Origin of the sequence: Microcystis sp. M_QC_C_20170808_M9Col (genome assembly GCF_007095495.1) — a bacterium.
Taxonomy (GTDB): Bacteria; Cyanobacteriota; Cyanobacteriia; order Cyanobacteriales; family Microcystaceae; genus Microcystis; species Microcystis aeruginosa.
Map to the genome: position 1 here is coordinate 1 of NZ_SFBZ01000263.1, position 20,502 is coordinate 20,502.

A 20,502-nucleotide genomic window follows, 5' to 3' on the forward strand; every position below is an offset into this window, starting at 1 on the left:
AATGATTAGGATAAGTTATGACTTAAAAATTAATCAACAACTAAAGCTTATGCTTGTAGCTAAGTGAAATCATTGATTAAGAGACCTGTACTTTTCAATGACTTTTTCAGCAAACCCTATTTAATACTGCACACTTAAAAACTCACATCTGATAACTGATAACTTACCCACTGATAACTGATAACTGATAACTGATAACTGAGAGGTGCGCCACTGGAAGTTCTTAAGTCTTATATCAAAGATCAGGAAAAGCCGTCGTAAAACGATGGGGTTTTAACCCAAATTTTCGATAAGTTGGGTACTATTTTTGTAGATAGTGCAGAAATCTACAGGAGATCAAGTAATGAGTGAATCAGAAAGCAACAAGGTGCGTTACAAACCATAACGCACCAAAATTTTTATTAATCTCTAACAAAGATTACAGAGGTCGATAGACGCGGTAATCAATATTGGGGAAAATATTGTCGATTTCCTCGACTTTTTCCAGCCAACCAGCATCAATCTTCTCGGATTTCACATCTTCATAGATTTTATTTAACCGCAGCAGGTGGGAACGAGTGCGCCGGACAGCATAGGGAACCATCGTACCGGTTCGCATAATAAACGCCCAATCAGAAGATTGTGCTAATAATAACTCCCGGGCCGCCTGATTTAAAGCCCGTTCCTGCAATTCATCCTCCGCTTCATGATGACTTAATTCAATCATCCGTTCTGTGCCTTTGTGTAGGTGAGGATAGATCCAAGCGTTAGTTTCATTCAGCCAGTATTCATGGAAACCCTTATAACCCCAACTGGATTGGGAAGGACGACAGACCTGCTGGGTCGGGTTAGACCGGAGATAATCGGCTAAATGGGTCATTTGGTAGATATTTTGGTCATACCAAGACTTACGGAACAGAAAATCAATAAACCAGGGTCCCTCATACCACCAGTGACCGAATAACTCGGCATCGTAGGGAGAAACAACAAGGGGAGGACGGCCCATAATTCCGGCTAAACTCTCCACTTGCCGCTCGCGATTATACATAAAATTGCCCGCGTGTTCGGCGGCCTTTTCTTTGGCCCAGTAGGGGTCATAAAGCCCTTTTTCCGATAAACCACCGTCCCGGCTAGTAATTTTGTGGTATTTGATGCCTATATTCTTGCGTTGACCGTTGGGCATGATATAGGGCTTAATATACTCGTATTCCGCTTCCCAGCCCAAATCTTTATAGAATTCCCGATAGACCACATCCCCCGGATAACCGACTTGGGAAGACCACACCTGTTGAGAAGATTCGTGGTCACGACCGAAAGCAGCCACCCCGGTTTCCGTGAAAATGGGCGCGTAACTGCCGTAACGGGGGCGAGGACGACCGTAGAGAATACCGTGGCCATCGACGAGGAAGTAACGAATGCCCGCGTCGGCTAACATTCTTTCTACCCCTTCATAGTAGGCACATTCCGGCAACCAAATGCCCTTGGGACGACGACCGAAATTTTCTTCGTAGTGTTGACAGGCCACCTCAATTTGCGCCCAGACCGCTTGTGGGTACATTTTCATCAGGGGCATATAACCGTGAGTCGCACCACAGGTGATAATTTCTAGGTTATTACTGTCGAGGAATTGTTTAAAAGCTTTGACCAGATCTCGATCGTATTTTTCCCAAGTTTGTCGGATACTTTGGAAAGATTCAGCGTAATATTCGGCTAAGTAGCGAATATGGCCATTATGTTGATTATGGTCGATTTCTTTAGCAATTAATTCTTCTAACTTACCTAAGTGTTCTTCATAACGCTCTTGCAGTAACGGATCCCGCAGCATCGACACCAAAGGCGGAGTCATGCTCATGGTCATTTTAAAATCGATACCGTCCCGCTTGAGACCTTCAAAAACTTGCAGCAGAGGGATGTAGGTTTCTGTGATTGCTTCGTATAACCATTCTTCTTCGAGGACGTAATCGCTTTCGGGATGGCGGACGAAAGGGAGATGAGCGTGGAGAACTAGGGCAACATAGCCAAAAGCCATAGGATTTCTTCTTAGAATTAAGGAATAAAACTTTAAGATTAGGTTGAGTAGATTTTATACTATCTTAAGCTTCTACAATAAAGAATATGATAAAAGTCGATCGATCATTGATCGATCTCGTCAATCCCTAGGTTTACTAATTTTCCGATGCTCCCATCTAACGAGCCACTGACTGCTTTAGGGAGAGAGACGACAACGCCTCTCTCGATTCAACTTTTGCTGTTTGTTGATGACCGTCCCAGTTCTCAAGAAATTATCCGTCAAATTCAGTCCTATCTCCAGTCTTTAAAGTCTGATTACCCGATTGACCTACAAATCATCGAAATTCGCCAGCAGCCTCATTTAGTCGAACATTTTCGCCTTGTAGCTACCCCCGCCTTGGTCAAAATTGCCCCCGTCCCCCGCCATACCCTCGCGGGCAGTAATCTGGTGGAACAGTTTAAAAAATGGTTGGTACGCTGGCAAAAAGCGATTAAAGAGGAGGTCAAAAATCATCACGCTGAGGATGCACAACTTCAAGAGGTGGAACATTCGGGCGAACTCATCCGCATCGCCGATGAGGTTTTTCGTCTCAAACAGGAAAAGGAAGAATTATTAGAACAATTAAAATTTAAAGACCAAATTTTGGCTATGTTAGCCCACGATTTACGCAGCCCTCTCACCGCCGCTTCCATCGCCGTGGAAACCCTAGAATTAGCCTATCATCAACCGGATACTGAGCGCAGTCTGCAATTACGAGAACAACTGCACCAACAGGCCCGCAAACAGTTTCGGATTATGAACCGTTTGATTACGGATATTCTGCAAGCTTCTAAGAGCATGGCGGCGCAATTCACTCTCCAACAGAGTAAATTTTATCTCCAATCCCTCTGTCAGGAAATTTTGTCTCAATTTACCGATACTTTTCAGGAAAAGACTTTAATTCTCCAAAGCGATATCCCCCAAGATCTGCCCCCCGTCTATGCTGATGAGGAGTTAATCCGACAGGTGATTATTAATCTCCTCGAGAATGGCATCAAATATACCCCCGCCGGCGGCGAAATTACCCTTTCTGTCCTCCATCGTACTACTCAAAAAGTACAGGTGAGCATCAGTGATACCGGCCCCGGCATCCCCGAAGAAAAACAAGAGCATATTTTTGAGGGTCATGTGCGTCTCAAACGGGATGAGGGTAAAGAAGGTTATGGCATCGGTTTATCGGTCTGTCGCAAGATTATTCGCGCCCACTACGGTCAAATTTGGGTGGATAGTGTCCCTGACCACGGCAGTAGTTTTCACTTCACCCTGCCAGTTTATCGCTAAAATGCTCGGCTAACCAAGCATCAATGTCCCCTAAAACTAAGTCGGGGATTTCCCAGGGGAACAGATGGGCTGTATCTGGGTAACATTTCCACTGAGACAGTTTCAGTTTTTCGGCCGTTTCTTGGCTCGAGGCACTGGTAATATGGCGATCATTTGCCCCCGCCAGAACCAAGCAGGGAATTGTAATTTTGTCAAGAGATTTTAAACAATTGTAACCTTTTTTTAAAGCCCGATTTAGAGCGCGATCAGCAAATGGAGAAGTTTGTAAGTAGGCAGGAACAGCATCTTGAGCGAGATATTGATAGGCGATCGCTTGATGTTGTGAAAAAAGGTACTGAAACAGGGAACGACGAGCAAAAGTATCAATATTCCAACGCCATCCCGGTTTAATCTGATTGAGAATTGCCGCCATCCCCGTCAAAACTAAATCTGTGGTGGTGATAGGAGGATGACTACCCCAAGGCCGCGCGGCCGAGGCCACTATAATTAAACCAGGAAAGCGATCGGGATGCCGCAATACTAATTCCAGTGCGATTATACCCCCCAAAGACCAACCGAGAATTAAACATTGCTCGATTTTTTGGCGATCGAGCAGCCCGATTAAATCCTCTAGATGTTCTTCTAGCTGAAAATCGCGGCGATAACGACTTTTACCGTAGCCGCGCAGATCCGGGGCCAGGGTTTGCCAGCGTTGGCAAAAATGCTCAGTAAATACAGACATACTGGCTGCCGAACCGGGATGACCGTGCAGACAGAGGATCGGATAGCCATTACCTTTAATGTTAACGTTTAGAGCCATCGACATTGATCAGTTATCAGTTATCAGTTATCAGTTATCAGATTTGAGTTTTAAGTGAGCAGTATGTATTAAGCGAGCAGTATTAAATAGGAGTTTCCTACTGTCTTTTCACTGTTCACTGTTTACTGATCACTGATTATTGACTAGGATATATGAGCGATCGAGTCTCTGGTAAGTCATACTAGAGAATAGGAGAGAGTTGGTCTAGAGGTTGCGGAATCATTTTATCAATGATTGCGAGGAAAGTCCGAACTCCCGAAAGACCACACTTGCTGGATAACGTCCAGTGCGCGTGAGCGTGAGGATAGTGCCACAGAAAAATACCGCCCCTTTTTTCAGTGATTAGTAAACAGTGATCAGTAAACAGTAACGAAAGTAAATTCACTGATAACTGATAACTTTCCACTGATAACTTTCCACTGATAACTGATAACTGATAACTGATAACTGATTGGGGGTAAGGGTGCAAAGGTGCGGTAAGAGCGCACCAGCAGTATCGAGAGGTACTGGCTCGGTAAACCCCGGTGGGGAGCAAGGTGGAGGGACAAAGGTTGGTCTTTTTCCTGTCCCGTTCTTAGGAACCGCTCGAGGTAATTGGTGACAATTATCCCAGATAGATAACCTCTATTCCAACAAAGGTAAAAGCGATTTTACTGCTGTTGGGAAATACAGAATTCGGCTTATGTCTGACTCTCTCCTTTATCAGTTATCAGTTATCAGTATTCAGTTATCAGTATTCAGTATTCAGGAGATTATTTTTATTTATTCTCCCCTGCTCCCATCTCCCCTGCTCCCCCGCTCCCTGCTCCCATCTCCCCTGGAACCTCAACTACCAATTTAAATGCTTCTTAGCTTAGAGGGGGATTGCACCGCTAACGGTTAGGTGATTGATCAAATCCCGTATCGCTTGGCCGCCGCTACCGTGAGCTAGAGATATAATGGTGTGTCGCACTTAAGTAAGTTTGGGGTGTTTTTGGTTCTTTAGGAGATCTGAGGCTAAAATATTGGTTAATGGGTAAGTACCAGCAATATTGAATCTATTAACAAAACTTTACATTCTGTTAAAAAAATGAGGCAAAGTCTATTGGCTAATCGCTATCGAATTATTCGACAATTAGCAAGTGGGGGATTTGGCGATACCTTTCTCGCGGAAGATACCCATTTACCATCAGGTCGCACCTGTGTAATTAAACAACTCCGGCCTATGCACAATAACCCACAGGTCTATCAACTGGTCAAAGAGCGCTTTCAAAGAGAAGCAGTGATTTTAGAAGATTTAGGAAATAGTCATGATCAAATTCCCACATTGTTTGCTTATTTTGAGGACCAGGGACAGTTTTATTTGGTTCAAGAATATATTCAGGGACAGACTTTATCTAGTTTAGTTAAGAGCCAAGGAAAACAAGAAGAAACCTTTGTTAAAAGAATTTTACTAAAGCTTTTAGTCCTCTTGGAATATATTCAAAGTAAACGGATTATTCACCGAGATATTAAACCAGATAATATTATTATTCGTCACCACGATCAAATGCCAATTTTAATTGACTTCGGTGCTATTAAAGAAGCAATAGGTACAGGGATGTCTCCTAGGGGTAATTCCACCAGTTCTATTGTAATTGGAACACCAGGGTTCATGCCTCCAGAACAATCAATAGGAAGACCAGTTTTTTCCAGTGATTTATATGCTCTTGGTTTAACAGCAATTTATTTATTAACAGGTAGAATACCTGAAGAATTAGAAACCGAACCGCTTACTGGAGAAATTATCTGGCGACAATATGCTTTAAATGTTAGTCCAACTCTAGCCAATGCAATTGATCAAGCTATTAAATCGCAAGCAAATCAAAGATTTACAACTGCTCAAATGATGAGACAGGCGCTACAGGGACAGCCGACAGTACTGCCAACTGAACTTTCTTTCCCTTCATCTCAACAAGGCAACGTGATTCTGAAAAATGACTGGATAAAAATTACTATTGCTGCTGTAATAATAGGTATTACTTTCTTAGCTGGCTGGACTTTCTTCTCTAAAAAACAACAACAAAAATTAGAAGAAAGAATCTCTGAAATTCAATCAGAACAGACTAATCAAGCCAAACAACAAGAGCAAGAATTAGCGGAAAGGCAACGACAGCTAGATGAAAAACAACGTCAGCTTGAACAAAACCAAGAAGAATTAGCTGAAAAACAGCGTCAACTTCAACAAGAAAAACTTAAACCAACTGAAACTATCGCCTCTTCTTCTGAGCAAACAAGCTTAATTTGGCGTTCTAAAAGTAATTTAACTAGAATTGCAAACTTAAATAAAATTTGTTTTGGTAGTAGTACACTCAGTTTAGTTGAAACTGTTTTTGGATATGGTAAACCACCATTTACAGGAACAATTACGATTCCTGCTCCCCAAACAGAAGGTTGTACAACTGGAGATACCCTACAAGGAAATTTTAACCTATCTGGAAATGCAGGTAACTGTGTCGGCACAGTTAAGATTACTTGGAAAAATAACGATAATGCTTTTATCCAATGGAATATTACTAATTTGGGTTTAGCTTGTCCTGTAGCTACAAGCAATTGGCAAGTTAATACTTATCCTGTCAAGCTTTAATTCGCCAAATTTTGAAAATTACCAAAAATAAAGCTTTGACTCTTGTAGTTAGCAATAAATTTATGATAAAATATTAATAAATAATCAGGAGCAATTATGGCAGTTAAACCAAAATCAGAAAAATTAAACAGTGATATTTTATTAGAGCAAGAGACGAAAGCCTTTAATCCTCCGTCCCTTCCTAACTCTTCCCCAAAGAGTAAAACTGTTTTTCTGCAACAAGCAGGTGCTTTAAGGGATGATAGCTCTCTTGCTGACCTAAGAGACTCTATTTACCAAGCTAGAGGACGTTCAGAAACTGAAGATGATGTATCTTCTTGACACGGATACTTTAACTCATCTCCACGCAGGTAATACTAACGTTATTAATCGGTTAGAAAGCTTACAGGATGAGGAAGTCGCCATTGCGATTGTCACCAAGATTGAAATTTTGCAGGGAAGGATAGATTATCTACTTAAAGCTTTTTCAGGAAGTGATTTATTGAAAGCACAAAAACTTTTTTGTCGTTCAGAAGTCCTACTGAATCAACTTCCTGTAATTTTAATTGATGGAGATGCTGCTAATCAATTTGACCGTTTACGAAGTGTTTCTAAAATCCAAAAAATTGGCAGAGCCGATCTATTAATTGCTAGTATCGCATTAGCTAATCAAGCTAGGTTAGTAACCAGAAATCTGCGACATTTTAGACAAATTCCTCATTTATCCTTAGAAAATTGGGTAGATTAATACAAGGTCTGATTTTCCCAGTTTCTGAACCTGTAGTTGGCTCTAGATTTACCTCAATAATCAGTCCTCGCTTGAGATTTATTATGCTGTCCATCCTACTAAAGCTGATTCGGTAAGTTGCTGTAATTCTTCATCTTGTTGATAAATTGCTGCCTACAGATTTGCTGATTCTTGTAAGTCCTGAGCCTCTAGTTCTAGTTGAAATCGCTCTAGAGCCACTCTCACTATCTCATTAGCATCTTTAAAGCCGTATTTTTGATAACGGTTGAGAAATTCTCTGTGAGGTTTTTCTAGACTGTTGATAAAGGTAATCCTTCTTCGAGTATAACGCTACAGGTGAGATAAGCTGTTGTGCATTTAAACTGGGTATGAGGACATTACAAAACAAACTGAGAAACTCACTCTCTCCCCTCTCCCCCACACCCCACACCCCACACCCTACACCCCTTCTTCCCGCTCCCATGTCCTTAAGTGATCCGCGTCGCCAAAAACAATTAAAAACCCTAGTGGAAAAGCTGGGTTTATCGGCTGATGTCCCCGTCAGGTGGGATTTATTAGATTTAGCTCTAACTCATCCCAGTATTTCCCGTGATAAGAATTATGAACAATTGGAATTTGTGGGCGATTCTGTGGTAAGACTGGCGGCGGCGGAGGTATTGTTAGAAACCTATCCGGAGGCGCTAGTGGGAGAATTTGCCGCCCTGCGATCGATGATGGTTAGCGATCGCACTCTGGCGGAATTTGCGGATCGCTACGGTTTCGAGCGTTATTTGTTGGTATCAAGTAGTACGAGTATCGATCAAGCGGGGAGAATTTCGCGACTAGCAGACGCTTTTGAGGCGGTCTTGGGAGCATTATATCTTAGTACACAGACAATGATTTTAGTGCGTTCTTGGTTAGATGAACCACTGCGGGAAAAAGCGGCCGAAATTCGTCGAGATCCGGCCCGACAGAATTATAAGGATGCCTTGCAGGAGTGGACACAAGCAACATACAAAAAACTGCCGCAATATTTAGTAAAAGAAATCAATGGTTTAGATCAAGAGCGTTTTTGTGCGGAAGTGTGGTTAAATGAGCAAAAATTAGGAGTGGGAACAGGCAGAAGCAAAAAAGCAGCGGAACAGGCAGCGGCTAAATCAGCTTTTCTAGAAGTGGTTAAAGGCTAAATGAAGATATTTTTGCCTAACGGACGAATTGCCAGAGGCGAATTTTAAAATCATAATTACCACTAGCCAAATACTGCCCATCGGGACTAAAAGCCAGGGATTCCACCCAGTCGGAATTATTATCAAACCAGGCCAACTGTTTACCCGTGGTCACATCCCATAAACGCACACCGTCATTACTGGCACTAGCGAGAATTTGTCCGTTAGGATGGAGTGCCAGGGAGCGAATTCGGGCTGTATGACCGATGAGGGTAAATAATAACTTATTATTGCTCGTATCCCAGATTTTAATCGTGCGGTCTAAACTACCCGTAATTAAATTTTTACCGTCGGGACTGTATAAAAGCTGGCTCACCGCTTGGGGATGGGCAGCAAATTTCGACAAAAATTTGCCCTCGCGGATGTCCCAAAAATTTACCTCACCGTTTTCATGACCACTGGCAAGGGTGACACCATCGGATTTCATCCCTAGGGAATAAACAAAATTACCCACCCAATTTAAACGATAGAGGGGACGGCGGGGAGGTTGCACTGTCCAGAGGCGAATTCCTTCCAAACCACCACTAATTAACGTTTTACCATCGGGAGTAACCGTAAGGGCGAGGACAGTATTACCGTGTTCGAGGGCAATTCCTAAATACTTGCCTTCCACCAGATTCCAAAAATTAATAGAACCATCTAAACCGCTACTAACTAATAATCTTTCGTTGGGACTAATGGCTAAAGCTTTGACGCTGGTTCTTTGGGCGCGAGTTTGGGAGACTTTTTGACCTGTTTTCACTGACCAAATTCTCAGGAGAGGATCCGTATCACTACCACCAGCGAGAACAAATTGGTTATCGGGGCTGAAAATCACAGCATTAGGGGTGGATTGTTGCCCTTCTAAGGTTTTAGCGAGGGTAAGTCTGCCTAAACCTTCTACTAGGATAGTTTCTGGGGTTTTTTCGCCACTTTCAGCCGCGGGTTTAGGGGGGGCAATGGGATTTTGGGCATGACTAAGCTGATGTTGCCCGATTGTCAGCGTGGTTAGAACACTGACCACAATTGCCCCGACAAGTTTCTCCCCACCCGTAAATCGGAATTTCATAAATTTAGTTGAATATTAACAAATGAACGGTGCTATAGATTCTAGCCTTTGAGGGGATTGATTGCCAAGCAAGGTCAGATTTTTGAACTAAGAAGGTCGATTTTTTTCGTTTTTCAGGGTTGGTAAAGCTACTTGACCCGATTGGGGCGGTAAATAGTATCTTGCTGCTTCTTCTTGCTTGATTTGCTTGCTTTTTTGGCTCTGTTGCCACCTGGCGAAGATAGCGATTGCCATAATCGTTGCCCCTAAAGATAGCAGTGTCCATCTTTGTCCTAGAACCCCGATGATGACATCTACTGCCGCTACGGTAAAGATAAAGCTAGTTATTGGTTCTTGACGGTAAGCTTTCTTGAGAAAACGCGGCCAGAGGAGATTACTCATTTTATCTATTATTTTTACGGTTTCGATAATTCCAGCTTATCCTATCACCCTGAAAAATGTTGTCGATCGAGGTGATGGGGGTTTTTCAGTGAACAGTAATCAGTAATCAGTAATCAGTAATCAGTAATCAGTAAGAAAAATAGTATTAGGGATTCTACTGCTGAACTGCAAATAATCAACACCAGAGGAGCCGATCCTTTAACAAATACAAAGAGACGATACCCCCTCAAAACCAGTTGATAGGATTATGGTAGTGACCGAAATCAACTTTTAAGAATCTATAATGGGCTTTATTGTCCATTATTATCTAATATAACGGCTTTAAAGCCTGTTATATGCACTTTTCCTCGGTATTATCATGGCCTATCCTCTCTACGTCGCTTTTATTTGGCATCAACACCAACCCCTCTACAAATCCTGTCAAACTCGCACCGATGCTTCGGGACAATATCGCTTACCCTGGGTGCGACTGCATGGGGTGAAAGATTATCTCGATTTAATCCTGATTCTAGAACGTTTTCCCAAATTACACCAAACTGTCAACCTTGTCCCCTCTTTAATCCTGCAATTAGAGGATTACGTCAACGGACTAGCTATAGACCCCTATCTTGCCCTCACCGTCACCCCAGAAGCGCAGTTAACCCTGGCACAAAAACACTTTATCCTCGAACACTTTTTCGATGCTAACCATCGTACCCTGATCGATCCGCACCCCCGTTACGGGCAATTATACGCACAGCGTCAAGAAAACGGTCATAGTTGGTGTATTAGCCATTGGCATCTCCAAGATTATAGCGATCTCTTGGCTTGGCATAACCTCGCTTGGATCGATCCTATCTTTCACAGTGACCCAGAAATCGCTGCTTGGTTAGAACAGGGAAAAAACTTCACTTTAAGCGATCGCCAGCGAATTATCTCCAAACAGCGTCAAATTCTGCGTCGTATCTTGCCGCAACACCGGTTAATGCAGGAAACCGGACAACTAGAAATCATTACCAGTCCCTACACCCATCCAATTTTACCCCTGCTGGCCAACTCGGAAGCCGGCCGGGTGGCAGTGCCGAATATGACCCTTCCTCGCCAATATTTCCACTATCCTGAAGATATTTCCCGCCATCTCCAGAAAGCTTGGCAAATCTATATCGATCGCTTTGATAAACATCCTCGAGGACTTTGGCCCTCGGAACAATCCGTTAGTCCCGCGATTCTCCCCGCAGTCGCTAAACAGGGTTTTCAGTGGTTATGTTCCGATGAGGGGGTGTTAGGTTGGTCTCTGGGACATTACTTTCATCGCGACGAAAAAGGCAATATTAGCGAACCGGAATTGCTTTATCGTCCCTACTGTCTGGAAACTAGCAACGGCAATTTATCGATGGTTTTCCGCGATCATCGTCTCTCGGATCTGATCGGATTTAGCTATAGTGGCATGAAAGCGCAAGAGGCCGCTACAGACTTAGTTAAACACCTAGAAGCGATCGCCGAACAACTGAAAACCAACGCAGAAACCACGACCCTAGAAAAACCCTGGTTAGTTACCATTGCGCTAGATGGCGAAAACTGTTGGGAAAACTATCATCAAGACGGTTTACCCTTCCTAGAGAATCTTTATCAACTTTTAAGCGACCACCAAGCGATCGAATTAGTCACCGTCTCCGAATATCTCGATCGCTTTCCCGCTAATGCCAAAATCCCTGTCAATCAACTTCATAGCGGGTCTTGGATCGATGCCAATTTTACCACTTGGATCGGCGATCCCGCTAAAAATAAGGCTTGGGAATATCTAATTTTAGCCCGTCAAACCCTCGCTAATCACCCGGAAGCGACGGAAGATAATAACCCCGATGCGTGGGAAGCATTGTATGCAGCGGAAGGTTCCGATTGGTTTTGGTGGTTTGGTTATGGCCATTCTTCTAATCATGACGCAATTTTTGACCAACTTTTCCGCGAACACCTGATCGCTCTGTATCAAGCTTTAAATGAGCCAATTCCCTCCTATTTGCTCGAACCGGTGGAAGAACACGGGGATAAACAAAGTAATCGTCCACTGGCTTTCATTCACCCCATTATCGACGGTTTTGGGGACGAACAGGATTGGGATAAAGCCGGACGGATCGAAATTGGCGGCGCCAGTGGTACAATGCACCGGACTTCCTTAGTACAAAGACTCTTTTTCGGTTGGGATCACCTCAATTTTTATCTGCGTTTCGATTGGAAACCGGGGGCAGAATTAGGCAAAGATATACCGCCTGAAGTGCATTTATACTGGTATTATGACGAAGTGCATCGTCTGCAAAGTCCAATTCCCCTAACAGATATTCCCCCTCGATCGCCCCTCGATTACGGTTATCATCATCATCTAGGAATAAATTTAATCACGGAATTTACTTGGTTAGAATTCGCTCAAGAATACTTTACTTGGCAGCGAGTTCCTAGTAGTGCCAAAGCTTCTTTTAATCAATGTTTGGAAATTGCTGTCCCCTGGGAAGGATTACACATTGAACCCGATGCTCGTCTCCATTTGATCGCAGTTTTAGCCAATCAAGGTCAATACTATGATTTCCTCCCCGTTGAAGAATTAATCTTCCTGCAAAGACCTTAAATCAGTGATCAGTGATCAGTAATCAGTAATCAGTAATCAGTTTTTTAGTTATCAGCTATCAGCTAGAATCATTTATTAGTAAGTGATCAGTAATAGTAGAAAGATATGTTTTAGCTTTAACTAATCAGATAGATGGCTCTCTTAGGTTTGGTGGCTAAAATGTATTGTAAGATACAGTCTTGGGGCAGTGAGTGGAACGAACCACGGAGACACAAAGGACACAAAGATCGATCACTAATATATAAGTTAAACTTATCACACAAAGAATAAGAGAGCCTCAATTTTTCCATTAATGCCCAATTTGCTCAAGAAGCGCAGGAGAAATTAAACGCTATCCTTGGGGAAATGGATGCGGATCACTGACAAATTCACCACATCTGTGCAGCGGTAAATTAGCTAGATATTCCCATGATCTAGCTTTTTCAGGGCGCTGAGAGCATGGAGACGGACAATCGCTTCCCCATCGGCTGCTAAAGTCAGCAAAATACTTTTATTATCCCGATCTAATTCTCCTAAAGCGATCGCTAGAGACTGTTTAACTCCTGTATCACCGAGGATCGCAGGACGGGAGTGATAAAAATTACCGAGAATTTCCCCTGCTTGTTGGCGTAATTTCTGGCAGGTTTGCCGGCCGAGAATAGCGATAATTTCCCGACAAATCAAGACATTTTCGCTATATAAAGCCTTTTCTAGGTAATTTAAAGCTTCCTCATCCTCGATCCAGCCCAATGCTCGCACTACAGTTAATTTTAAACTATCGGGAGTTAAGGAAGATTGCAGCAGTGGATTTAAAGCTTTGGCTGAGGTTGCTGTGCCGATGCGACCGATAGCGATCGCCGTTTCTTGACAGATATCGAGGTGGATATCGAATAACAGTGGTTGCAGATGGTTAACTAAATCTGCTTGGGGATAATTTGACCCTAGGTAACTACTAGCTTTAATTGCTTCCCGTCGCACCTCGATGGCCGGATCCTGTAAAGCATCGAGGATCATCGCAGTAATCTGGGGATGGTGAAAACTGCTTAAAGCTTCCATCGCCATGGCTCGAATGGCGCTAGATTCATCCTTAACTACGGTTAAAAGCGGTTCGACAATTTCTGGCCGGCGAATTTGTGATAAAGCTTGTACGGCTAAAAAACGCCTGTTCGAGTCGGACAGTAATTGTCCTAAACTAGAGATCGCAGAACTGCCGATATTAGCTAAAGCGGCCGCAGCCATTTGGCTGATTTCCTCCTCCTCCGATTTTTGCAATAATTGACTGAGAGCGAGAATACAGGCTCGATCGTCAAATTGACTGAGAATTCTCGCCAGAAACCAGCGCATTTCCCCATCTTGTTCCTCGGATTCTAACAGGGCAATTAAAGGAGCGATCGCCGATTGACCGATTTTAGGAAATAGTTTAGCTATCTCCCATCGCTGTTGAAAATCGCATTTTTGTAAAGCTTCTAGGGCTAAATCGAGGATTTCATCGTTAATAATCGGTTCAATCGCATCTTTTTGGTTTAAAAGTCGCTGTATGCTGGCGTTTACTGTCTCCCAGTCTTTTTTATTCAACGCTATCTGAGCTTTTTCTAGCAGAGCTTGCATCGTCGGAAATGGCCTCGATTTTCGTGCTACCTATCCCAAGAATGTCAGACTTTCTCGCTTTTGTCCTCTCTTCTATGCAAGAAACCGATAATAAATCTCAAAATTGTGCATCAGACTTCAGTAGAGGGCGCATCAGCGATCGCACAGTAGGGACGACTATAACAAAGGGGTATTTCCAGGTCGTGTTCTTCCAAAAAGTCCCGATTACTTAAAATCTTAGCGGTTTCTCCTTCTGCCACCACCTGACCACGACTTAAAACCACCGTGCGATCGCATAGTTCTAAAGCCAGATCGAGATCATGGGTGGCGATCACTTGGGTTTGGGGTAAAGTGGCCAACAGTTGTATTAATTGCCGACGGGATCGGGGATCCAGTTGGGCGCTAGGTTCATCAAAAACCAAGACCTGCGGCAACATGGCTAAAACCCCCGCAATCGCCACGCGTTTTTTTTCACCCCCCGATAGATTCTGACTGTTTCTCTTACCGTAATGCTTGGAATCCAATCCCACCGCGTGTAAAGCATGATGACAGCGATGGTTTAAATCCTCTCCCCGAATTCCCTGATTCATCGGGCCAAAAGTCACATCTTCCCAGACAGTGGGCATAAATAGCTGATCGTCGGGGTTTTGGAAGACTAAACCGACAAAATTGCGGATATTTTCTAAATTCTCCGGTTTAACTTGGTAGGGACCGACGGTGATTTTACCCGTTTGCGGCGGGAGAATACCGTTAAAATGCAGTAATAAGGTGGATTTTCCCGATCCATTTGCCCCGACCAAAGCTACCTTTTCCGTAGCTTCAATGGCTAAATTAATACCTTTTAACGCTTCTGTGCCGTCAGGATAGGTATAAACTAGGTTTTCAATAAAAATCGGGTTGTGGTGCATGAAAAACGAGACTTTTACCTGAGTAGATGTACCATTTGACCCCAGAGGATCAGAATTACTATGCAAATTATAGCGAGATAATCTTTCAGCTTGCTTTGGGGAACCTGTACAGAGGGCAAGGAACCGGTGTAACCCCTCGATAACATGGCTTGATAAATGCGATCGCCACGTTCGTAGGTACGGATAAATAAAGCGCCGATCATGTGTCCCACTAGCAACCGTTGCCATCGGGGACTACTCATTAAATTGCGCGCAATTGCTGCCCTTCGCATGGAATTAAATTCAGCGATCAAAACAGCTAGATAACGGTACATAGAAGCCAAAATTGCCACCAATAAAGGGGGAGTTTTCAGGGTAACTAATGCTTGCAACAGGTCGGGAATCGCTGTCGTTAAAACCAGAATATTGACCGTACAAAGACAGAGAAAAGCTTTTAGGGCCACACTGCCTAAAACTAGCAATCCCTCGCTAGTTATCCGCAAAAATCCCCAAGACCAAAGAATTTCGCCGCCATCACGAAAAAGAGTTCCCAATAAAACCACACCGATAAAGACAAATTCGATCGCTACTCTTTGTAAAAGTACGGGAATAGCCACCCGACTGATCAGAATTAAAATAATTAATCCTAATCCGTAAATCCCCCAAGTTTCCCAGCTACCATTCGGAGTTAAGGCTGTGGCAAAAACTAACAAAAGAGTAACTAAAACCCGGGTATGGGGCGCAAGTTTCTGCCAAAAACCGAAATTTTGGCGCTCATTTTCGCAAGAAAAAGTGGCAATGTGTAGCATTTATTCAGTTATCAGTTATCAGTTATCAGTTATCAGTTATCAGTTATCAGTTATCAGTTATCAGTTATCAGTTATCAGTTATCAGTTATCAGTTATCAGTTATCAGTTATCAGTTATCAGTTGTTATCAGTTATCAGTTATCAGTTAAGTACCTAAGCAAAATTAATTACACATCTAAGCCACTACTCCGTCAGACTTCTGGTGTGAGGAAACAGTGAACTGAAAACTCAAATCCGATCCCTAATAGCTGTCTCCCGTCTCGGATCGGAGTCTCGACTAGGAAATTAATTTTGCACGACTACTTATCAGTTATCAGTTAGAAAGGGGATTTAGGGATTTAGGGATTTAGGGGTTTAGGGGTTTAGGGGTTTAGGGATTTAGGGAAATTTCAGCTAAATGCCCCACGTCCCCACGTCCCCACGTCCCCACGTCCCCACGTCTCGACTCCTTACTCCTGATTTTGGGATTTTGCAATCACTAATTTACCGATACCCCAAGCGATGCCGAAAGTGGCAAGAGTTCCCAGAAAACCAGCGAGGGGAGTGGCGACACCTTCGGGAACACCTTTGAGGGCATAACCATCAAAAATTCGGGCGAAAGGTAATTGACTACCGAGGGCGTTAGGGTCTTCTTTCTTGCTAAATTGCAAGTCTTCCGCCACTCGATCGAGTCCGTCGGGATCGGGACTGGCAAAGGGAGAAAGAAAAACGGCGATAATTAGGGAGCATACCAGACCAATCAGAAAAAATTGGCTATTTCTGCGAATATTCATGGGCTAATCTTTATTAAACCTCTTGCATAATTAATTTTTGAGGGTTCAAAAACGGTAAAAATAAGGATTAAATTGCATAAAATCCTTAAATAGACCATTTAATTGATTATTATTCATTCTTAATTCTCCTGACCTGACCCTAACAACAATTTTTGATTTTTACAAGAGGTCTATTGACGAGAAGCGTAGGAAGGAGGAACAGAAGTATTAACGGAATGGGGCGGATCGTAGAGAAGATCGGGACGGGTTCGCCAGATATAACCGACAGCGAAAACGGTAATCACCGCTTCCCCGATGCCGATGAGGATATGCCAAGATAACATGGCAAAAAGGGCGACTAAAGGCGGTACAGTCCCCGATAAAGCCAATTGCAGGGCGCAAGCCAACGCACCCACCACCACACTTGTCCAAGCGGCCAGGGCAACAGCGATCGCCATACTGCGCCAACTATGAAAACCGAGGGCTTTCCTAATCCCTAGATAGAGATAATAACCGCCAAACGTGCCGAGCAAACCCATATTGACGATATTCGCCCCTAAAACCGTTAAACCGCCATCTTGAAAAAATAAAGCTTGCACGATAAAAACCACCGCCATCACCAAAGAACCCGCCCAGGGACCGAGTAAAACCCCCGCAAGAGTCCCCCCTAATAAATGTCCGGAGGTTCCCCCCGGAATGGGAAAATTAATCATCTGGGCGGCAAAAATAAAGGCGGCACAAACTCCCATCAAAGGTACAGCCCGTTCAGCGTAGTGACCGCGCACTTTTTTGAGAGAAAAGCCAATCAGGACAACCGCAATTATCCAAGTAAATAGACTCACCGGTGGACTCAAAAAGCCGTCGGGAATATGGAGGGCGAGATAAGGGGTAAGGAGAGGGTGAAACAAACCAACTCCCAGAAAATTAACAGACATTAAAATTCAGTCTCCTTGGGAATTTGGGTTAAAGATTTGCAGAGAATTGTCTCGCTAGGACGGAAAAGTCCTCTCTTCTAGTAGATAACTAACCGCTTCATTCTACAATGCCCTCTCTGGGGATTTAAACCCTTTAGCTTCTTAAGAATTTCTGTTATTTTTCCGGTCGTCAGGGTTTAGCTATCAGCCAAAATCAGATTATTCTCAAGCAGTCAAATTATTTAAATTATTATTAATTTTTCGAGTTTTTTCAGTTTTTATGCTAGGACTCAATCAGTTATCAGTTATCAGTTATCAGTTATCAGTTATCAGTTATCAGTTATCTGCTTCTAAAGGCAAGAGGCAACAGGCACTCGTGCAAAAGACAGAATCTGACAATTTTCCTACCTAAAAAGAAGGTTAGAAACTAAGCACATCAAAGCTTTTAGCTTAACCAATTAGGTCTTAGATTCGGCCCTTGTTATCAGTTATCAGTGTAATACCTCCCACTTCCTAAGATAAATAAAGATGAATCAGCTTAAAACTGTTGCTTTATTGGGTTTACTAGCCGGTTTACTTGTCGCTATTGGCTACGCGCTCGGTGGTCAGGGCGGTGCTTTAATTGGTTTAGTAATCGCCGCCATTACTAATATCGGTTCTTGGTACTTCTCCGATCGCATTGCTCTGGCCGCTTACCAAGCCCAACCAGTCAGCCGCCAACAAGCCCCCGAACTCTACCAAATGGTGGAAAATCTCTCTCGTCAAGCCAATATTCCCACGCCGCAACTCTATATCGTCCCCACCCCCGCCGCTAATGCTTTCGCCACCGGCAGAGATCCCGAACACGCCGCCGTCGCCGTTACCGAGGGCATTTTAAACCTGCTGCCCGCCGACGAATTAGAAGCAGTTATCGCCCACGAATTAACTCATGTGCGTAACCGGGATACCTTAACCCAAGCTGTTGCGGCCACCGTTGCCGGGGCGATTTCCTACCTCGCCAGAATGCTGAGTTATGGTTTCCTGTTTGCTGGCAATTCTCGCCATCGTCAAGGGGGCAATCCCATCGGTTTACTACTTACCATCTTTCTCGCCCCCCTTGCCGCCACTGTGATTCAGATGGCTATCTCTCGTACCAGAGAATTCGAGGCCGATGCTGGTTCCGCTCGCTTGACCGAGAATCCCGAAGCTTTAGCCCGGGCTTTAACCCGTTTAGAATCGATCGGTCGTCAAATGCCCTTAAATGCTAATCCTGCCTTTGAACCGCTGTTAATTAGCAGTCCTTTTTCGGGGCAGTTTCTGGCTAATTTATTCGCCACTCACCCATCCACCGAGGCAAGAATCGAAAATCTCCGTCGCATTCAACAGGAATTATTAACCTGATCCCGTTCTTAATTTTTAGAGGTTATCTGATGATAAGCTATCAGAGATAACCCCCTCTTTTTCGCTTTTTCTAGCTTGGTATAAAACCGTGATCAACTCTGAAGAAAAAAGACCGACTTGGGACGAATATTTTTTAATGATCGCTAAATTAGCCGCCACCAGATCCACCTGTTTAGCTTTTCCCGTCGGTGCGGTAATTGTCAAAGATCGGCAGGTTTTAGCCACGGGGTACAATGGTTCCCCATCAGGAACGGTTCATTGTACTGCCCAGGGTTTTTGTTATCCCGGTTTGGGAACCTGTCGAGAATCCGGAGAAATTCCCTCTCGGGCAATTCATGCCGAAGCTAATGCGATCGCTCAAGCGGCCAAACACGGTATTTCTACCCAAGGGGCTAGTATTTACGTTACTTTAGAACCCTGTATTTCCTGCTTAAAACTAATTATTTCTTCGGGAATTAAAGAAGTTTTTTACGAAGCGGATTTTAATAGTGGGACAAAAGCAATGTTAAGGGATTCTTTTCTGGAAACGGGGATTATTAAATATAAAAAGATTTATTTATCAGAAGCAATGGCTAGTCATGCGGCCTTATTTTTATTAAATCCCATTTCTATCGATCTCAGGTAGTTATCCCAAGGATGCTAATTACTAGGAAAACTCTCTATCTCTAGGGTAGATAAAGTTAGTTTACTTGGGATAAAATAGCGAAAATTTTTTATGGGCGGGTTTCCAGAAAAGGTTCGATATCGATGGGGAACCAATCCCCGTCTAATACCTGTTCAAGAGTGAATATAGAGTACAAGGGAATCGCATTTTTATCGACTACCCGCGCGTTAATCAGGGATTTTCTGGCGGTTAAATAGGCTTTCTCCAAAGAATTGCGGGCGTGGTTGACGAGGGTGGCACTATCTATTTTTTGTTCTAATTGCGCTCGGAAAGCCGCAATCTCCACTATCCAGTCACGGGCATTCCGTTCTTTTTCCGATTCCCAATAGGATAGTTTTAGCAGGTGTTCGATTAAAACGGTTAATAAACTCGTTATTGCCTGTCTCTCGCTTTTTCCCATCCATTTGACTTCCTCGATCAGGTGTTTCCAGTCCACCCGGTCAAACTCTTTTCGCTTTAACAGTTCGGCGGTTTTTTCCGTCCAGAGAACAAAATCTTCCTCGTAGAGAGCGGTCATAATAGATTTCTCATCCCGACTGGGAGCGCAGGGTAACGGGTCAATTATAACGCTCGATCAGCTTCTCGTCCGGGGAATTTTTGCCAAGTTAGATATTTATCCCCTAGCACAAGTTGTTCTTTTTGTCAAAAAAACTTTTCCTTTTTAACAAAAGTACACAAACATTTTGATCAACGCTCTGGGCTAAAAAGGGGAGAAAGAGAGAAGGTCACTAATAGTCTTTAAGTAGGGTCTGCTGAAAAAGTTTTTCCTAGGGGCAGGGTGTAGGGTGTGGGGTGTGGGGTGTGGGGTTTTACCCATTTTCATCGGGTAAATTACCTAATTTTCAGGGAAAAAGTCC

19 protein-coding genes and 1 other RNA gene are annotated in these 20,502 nt (G+C 43.5%); 10 read left to right on the plus strand and 10 right to left on the minus strand.

Going from position 1 to position 20,502, the window contains the following annotated elements:
- Positions 1–418: 418 nt before the first annotated feature.
- Complete coding sequence (locus tag EWV68_RS15895) at positions 419–2,008, minus strand: glycoside hydrolase family 57 protein (RefSeq protein ID WP_002796661.1); 1,590 nt, start codon at positions 2,006–2,008, stop codon at positions 419–421.
- A 147-nt stretch (positions 2,009–2,155) separates the two neighbouring features.
- Between EWV68_RS15895 and EWV68_RS15900 the strand changes: the two genes are divergently transcribed.
- The gene (locus EWV68_RS15900) at positions 2,156–3,310 is read left to right on the plus strand and encodes a histidine kinase (protein WP_287170366.1); all 1,155 of its coding nucleotides are present in this window, start codon (positions 2,156–2,158) and stop codon (positions 3,308–3,310) included.
- Here the strand turns inward: EWV68_RS15900 and EWV68_RS15905 are convergent.
- Positions 3,288–4,115, minus strand: a complete 828-nt coding sequence (locus EWV68_RS15905; protein ID WP_287170368.1) for an alpha/beta fold hydrolase — start codon at positions 4,113–4,115, stop codon at positions 3,288–3,290. The two genes, EWV68_RS15900 and EWV68_RS15905, sit on opposite strands and share 23 nt — an antisense overlap.
- 189 nt (positions 4,116–4,304) lie before the next feature.
- Here EWV68_RS15905 and rnpB point away from each other — a divergent pair.
- The 5 genes from rnpB to rnc all read left to right on the plus strand — a co-directional run bounded on the left by rnpB (position 4,305) and on the right by rnc (position 8,607).
- Positions 4,305–4,807: RNase P RNA component class A (rnpB, locus tag EWV68_RS15910), an RNA gene on the plus strand.
- A gap of 386 nt (positions 4,808–5,193) precedes the next feature.
- Positions 5,194–6,714, plus strand: coding sequence for a protein kinase domain-containing protein (locus tag EWV68_RS15915; protein ID WP_287170369.1), 1,521 nt, complete (start codon positions 5,194–5,196; stop codon positions 6,712–6,714).
- A 96-nt stretch (positions 6,715–6,810) separates the two neighbouring features.
- Positions 6,811–7,035 carry a hypothetical protein gene (locus EWV68_RS15920; RefSeq protein ID WP_287170371.1) on the plus strand — a complete coding sequence of 75 codons (225 nt, stop codon included), beginning with the start codon at positions 6,811–6,813 and terminating at the stop codon, positions 7,033–7,035.
- Positions 7,019–7,441, plus strand: coding sequence for a type II toxin-antitoxin system VapC family toxin (locus EWV68_RS15925; RefSeq protein ID WP_287170372.1), 423 nt, complete (start codon positions 7,019–7,021; stop codon positions 7,439–7,441). Before EWV68_RS15920 ends, EWV68_RS15925 begins: the two co-directional genes overlap by 17 nt.
- A 461-nt stretch (positions 7,442–7,902) precedes the next feature.
- Entirely contained in the window at positions 7,903–8,607 is a 705-nt protein-coding gene (rnc, locus tag EWV68_RS15930) for a ribonuclease III (protein ID WP_079206044.1), read from the plus strand.
- 16 nt (positions 8,608–8,623) lie between these two features.
- Here rnc and EWV68_RS15935 read toward each other — a convergent pair whose 3' ends face one another.
- Positions 8,624–9,694, minus strand: coding sequence for a WD40 repeat domain-containing protein (locus EWV68_RS15935; RefSeq protein WP_287170373.1), 1,071 nt, complete (start codon positions 9,692–9,694; stop codon positions 8,624–8,626).
- An 87-nt stretch (positions 9,695–9,781) separates the two neighbouring features.
- Positions 9,782–10,075 (minus strand): hypothetical protein, encoded by a 294-nt coding sequence (locus EWV68_RS15940; RefSeq protein WP_061431540.1) that lies wholly within the window; start codon positions 10,073–10,075, stop codon positions 9,782–9,784.
- A gap of 358 nt (positions 10,076–10,433) precedes the next feature.
- On the opposite strand from EWV68_RS15940, the gene EWV68_RS15945 reads away from it, so the two are divergent.
- Positions 10,434–12,674: a glycoside hydrolase gene (locus tag EWV68_RS15945; RefSeq protein ID WP_287170374.1), complete on the plus strand. Its 2,241-nt coding sequence runs from the start codon at positions 10,434–10,436 to the stop codon at positions 12,672–12,674.
- A 396-nt stretch (positions 12,675–13,070) separates the two neighbouring features.
- On the opposite strand, the gene EWV68_RS15950 is transcribed toward EWV68_RS15945, so the two are convergent.
- The 3 genes from EWV68_RS15950 to cbiQ form a co-directional block, all read right to left on the minus strand.
- The gene (locus EWV68_RS15950) at positions 13,071–14,261 is read right to left on the minus strand and encodes a HEAT repeat domain-containing protein (RefSeq protein WP_287170375.1); all 1,191 of its coding nucleotides are present in this window, start codon (positions 14,259–14,261) and stop codon (positions 13,071–13,073) included.
- Positions 14,262–14,371: 110 nt separating this feature from the next.
- Entirely contained in the window at positions 14,372–15,148 is a 777-nt protein-coding gene (locus tag EWV68_RS15955; protein ID WP_061431543.1) for an energy-coupling factor ABC transporter ATP-binding protein, read from the minus strand.
- Positions 15,149–15,162: 14 nt separating this feature from the next.
- Entirely contained in the window at positions 15,163–15,936 is a 774-nt protein-coding gene (cbiQ, locus tag EWV68_RS15960; RefSeq protein WP_287170377.1) for a cobalt ECF transporter T component CbiQ, read from the minus strand.
- Between cbiQ and EWV68_RS15965 the strand changes: the two genes are divergently transcribed.
- On the plus strand, positions 15,926–16,084 hold the full coding sequence (locus tag EWV68_RS15965; protein ID WP_287170378.1) for a hypothetical protein: 159 nt from the start codon (positions 15,926–15,928) through the stop codon (positions 16,082–16,084). The two genes, cbiQ and EWV68_RS15965, sit on opposite strands and share 11 nt — an antisense overlap.
- 300 nt (positions 16,085–16,384) lie before the next feature.
- Here EWV68_RS15965 and EWV68_RS15970 read toward each other — a convergent pair whose 3' ends face one another.
- Positions 16,385–16,708, minus strand: a complete 324-nt coding sequence (locus EWV68_RS15970) for a PDGLE domain-containing protein (RefSeq protein WP_002796648.1) — start codon at positions 16,706–16,708, stop codon at positions 16,385–16,387.
- Positions 16,709–16,878: 170 nt separating this feature from the next.
- Complete coding sequence (locus EWV68_RS15975) at positions 16,879–17,622, minus strand: energy-coupling factor ABC transporter permease (protein WP_061431545.1); 744 nt, start codon at positions 17,620–17,622, stop codon at positions 16,879–16,881.
- Positions 17,623–18,129: 507 nt separating this feature from the next.
- On the opposite strand from EWV68_RS15975, the gene EWV68_RS15980 reads away from it, so the two are divergent.
- Both EWV68_RS15980 and EWV68_RS15985 read left to right on the plus strand, forming a co-directional pair.
- Positions 18,130–18,981 (plus strand): zinc metalloprotease HtpX, encoded by an 852-nt coding sequence (locus EWV68_RS15980; RefSeq protein ID WP_287170379.1) that lies wholly within the window; start codon positions 18,130–18,132, stop codon positions 18,979–18,981.
- An 88-nt stretch (positions 18,982–19,069) separates the two neighbouring features.
- The gene (locus EWV68_RS15985; RefSeq protein ID WP_061431546.1) at positions 19,070–19,606 is read left to right on the plus strand and encodes a deoxycytidylate deaminase; all 537 of its coding nucleotides are present in this window, start codon (positions 19,070–19,072) and stop codon (positions 19,604–19,606) included.
- A gap of 88 nt (positions 19,607–19,694) precedes the next feature.
- Here the strand turns inward: EWV68_RS15985 and EWV68_RS15990 are convergent, their stop codons facing one another.
- A complete protein-coding gene (locus EWV68_RS15990; protein WP_287170380.1) occupies positions 19,695–20,165 on the minus strand; it encodes a DUF29 domain-containing protein in 471 nt (156 codons plus the stop codon).
- Positions 20,166–20,502 lie beyond the last annotated feature (337 nt).

What these genes read in the sequence shown, in the direction of transcription:
- EWV68_RS15900 (WP_287170366.1), top strand. Translation starts at nt 2,156, where the DNA reads ATGCTCCCATCTAACGAGCCACTGACTGCTTTAGGGAGAGAGACGACA.
- EWV68_RS15950 (WP_287170375.1), bottom strand. Translation starts at nt 14,261, where the DNA reads ATGCAAGCTCTGCTAGAAAAAGCTCAGATAGCGTTGAATAAAAAAGAC.
- EWV68_RS15940 (WP_061431540.1), bottom strand. Translation starts at nt 10,075, where the DNA reads ATGAGTAATCTCCTCTGGCCGCGTTTTCTCAAGAAAGCTTACCGTCAA.
- EWV68_RS15975 (WP_061431545.1), bottom strand. Translation starts at nt 17,622, where the DNA reads ATGTCTGTTAATTTTCTGGGAGTTGGTTTGTTTCACCCTCTCCTTACC.
- cbiQ (WP_287170377.1), bottom strand. Translation starts at nt 15,936, where the DNA reads ATGCTACACATTGCCACTTTTTCTTGCGAAAATGAGCGCCAAAATTTC.
- EWV68_RS15945 (WP_287170374.1), top strand. Translation starts at nt 10,434, where the DNA reads ATGGCCTATCCTCTCTACGTCGCTTTTATTTGGCATCAACACCAACCC.
- EWV68_RS15905 (WP_287170368.1), bottom strand. Translation starts at nt 4,115, where the DNA reads ATGTCGATGGCTCTAAACGTTAACATTAAAGGTAATGGCTATCCGATC.
- EWV68_RS15955 (WP_061431543.1), bottom strand. Translation starts at nt 15,148, where the DNA reads ATGCACCACAACCCGATTTTTATTGAAAACCTAGTTTATACCTATCCT.
- EWV68_RS15970 (WP_002796648.1), bottom strand. Translation starts at nt 16,708, where the DNA reads ATGAATATTCGCAGAAATAGCCAATTTTTTCTGATTGGTCTGGTATGC.
- EWV68_RS15920 (WP_287170371.1), top strand. Translation starts at nt 6,811, where the DNA reads ATGGCAGTTAAACCAAAATCAGAAAAATTAAACAGTGATATTTTATTA.
- EWV68_RS15925 (WP_287170372.1), top strand. Translation starts at nt 7,019, where the DNA reads ATGATGTATCTTCTTGACACGGATACTTTAACTCATCTCCACGCAGGT.
- EWV68_RS15935 (WP_287170373.1), bottom strand. Translation starts at nt 9,694, where the DNA reads ATGAAATTCCGATTTACGGGTGGGGAGAAACTTGTCGGGGCAATTGTG.
- EWV68_RS15965 (WP_287170378.1), top strand. Translation starts at nt 15,926, where the DNA reads ATGTGTAGCATTTATTCAGTTATCAGTTATCAGTTATCAGTTATCAGT.
- rnc (WP_079206044.1), top strand. Translation starts at nt 7,903, where the DNA reads ATGTCCTTAAGTGATCCGCGTCGCCAAAAACAATTAAAAACCCTAGTG.
- EWV68_RS15895 (WP_002796661.1), bottom strand. Translation starts at nt 2,008, where the DNA reads ATGGCTTTTGGCTATGTTGCCCTAGTTCTCCACGCTCATCTCCCTTTC.
- EWV68_RS15980 (WP_287170379.1), top strand. Translation starts at nt 18,130, where the DNA reads ATGAATCAGCTTAAAACTGTTGCTTTATTGGGTTTACTAGCCGGTTTA.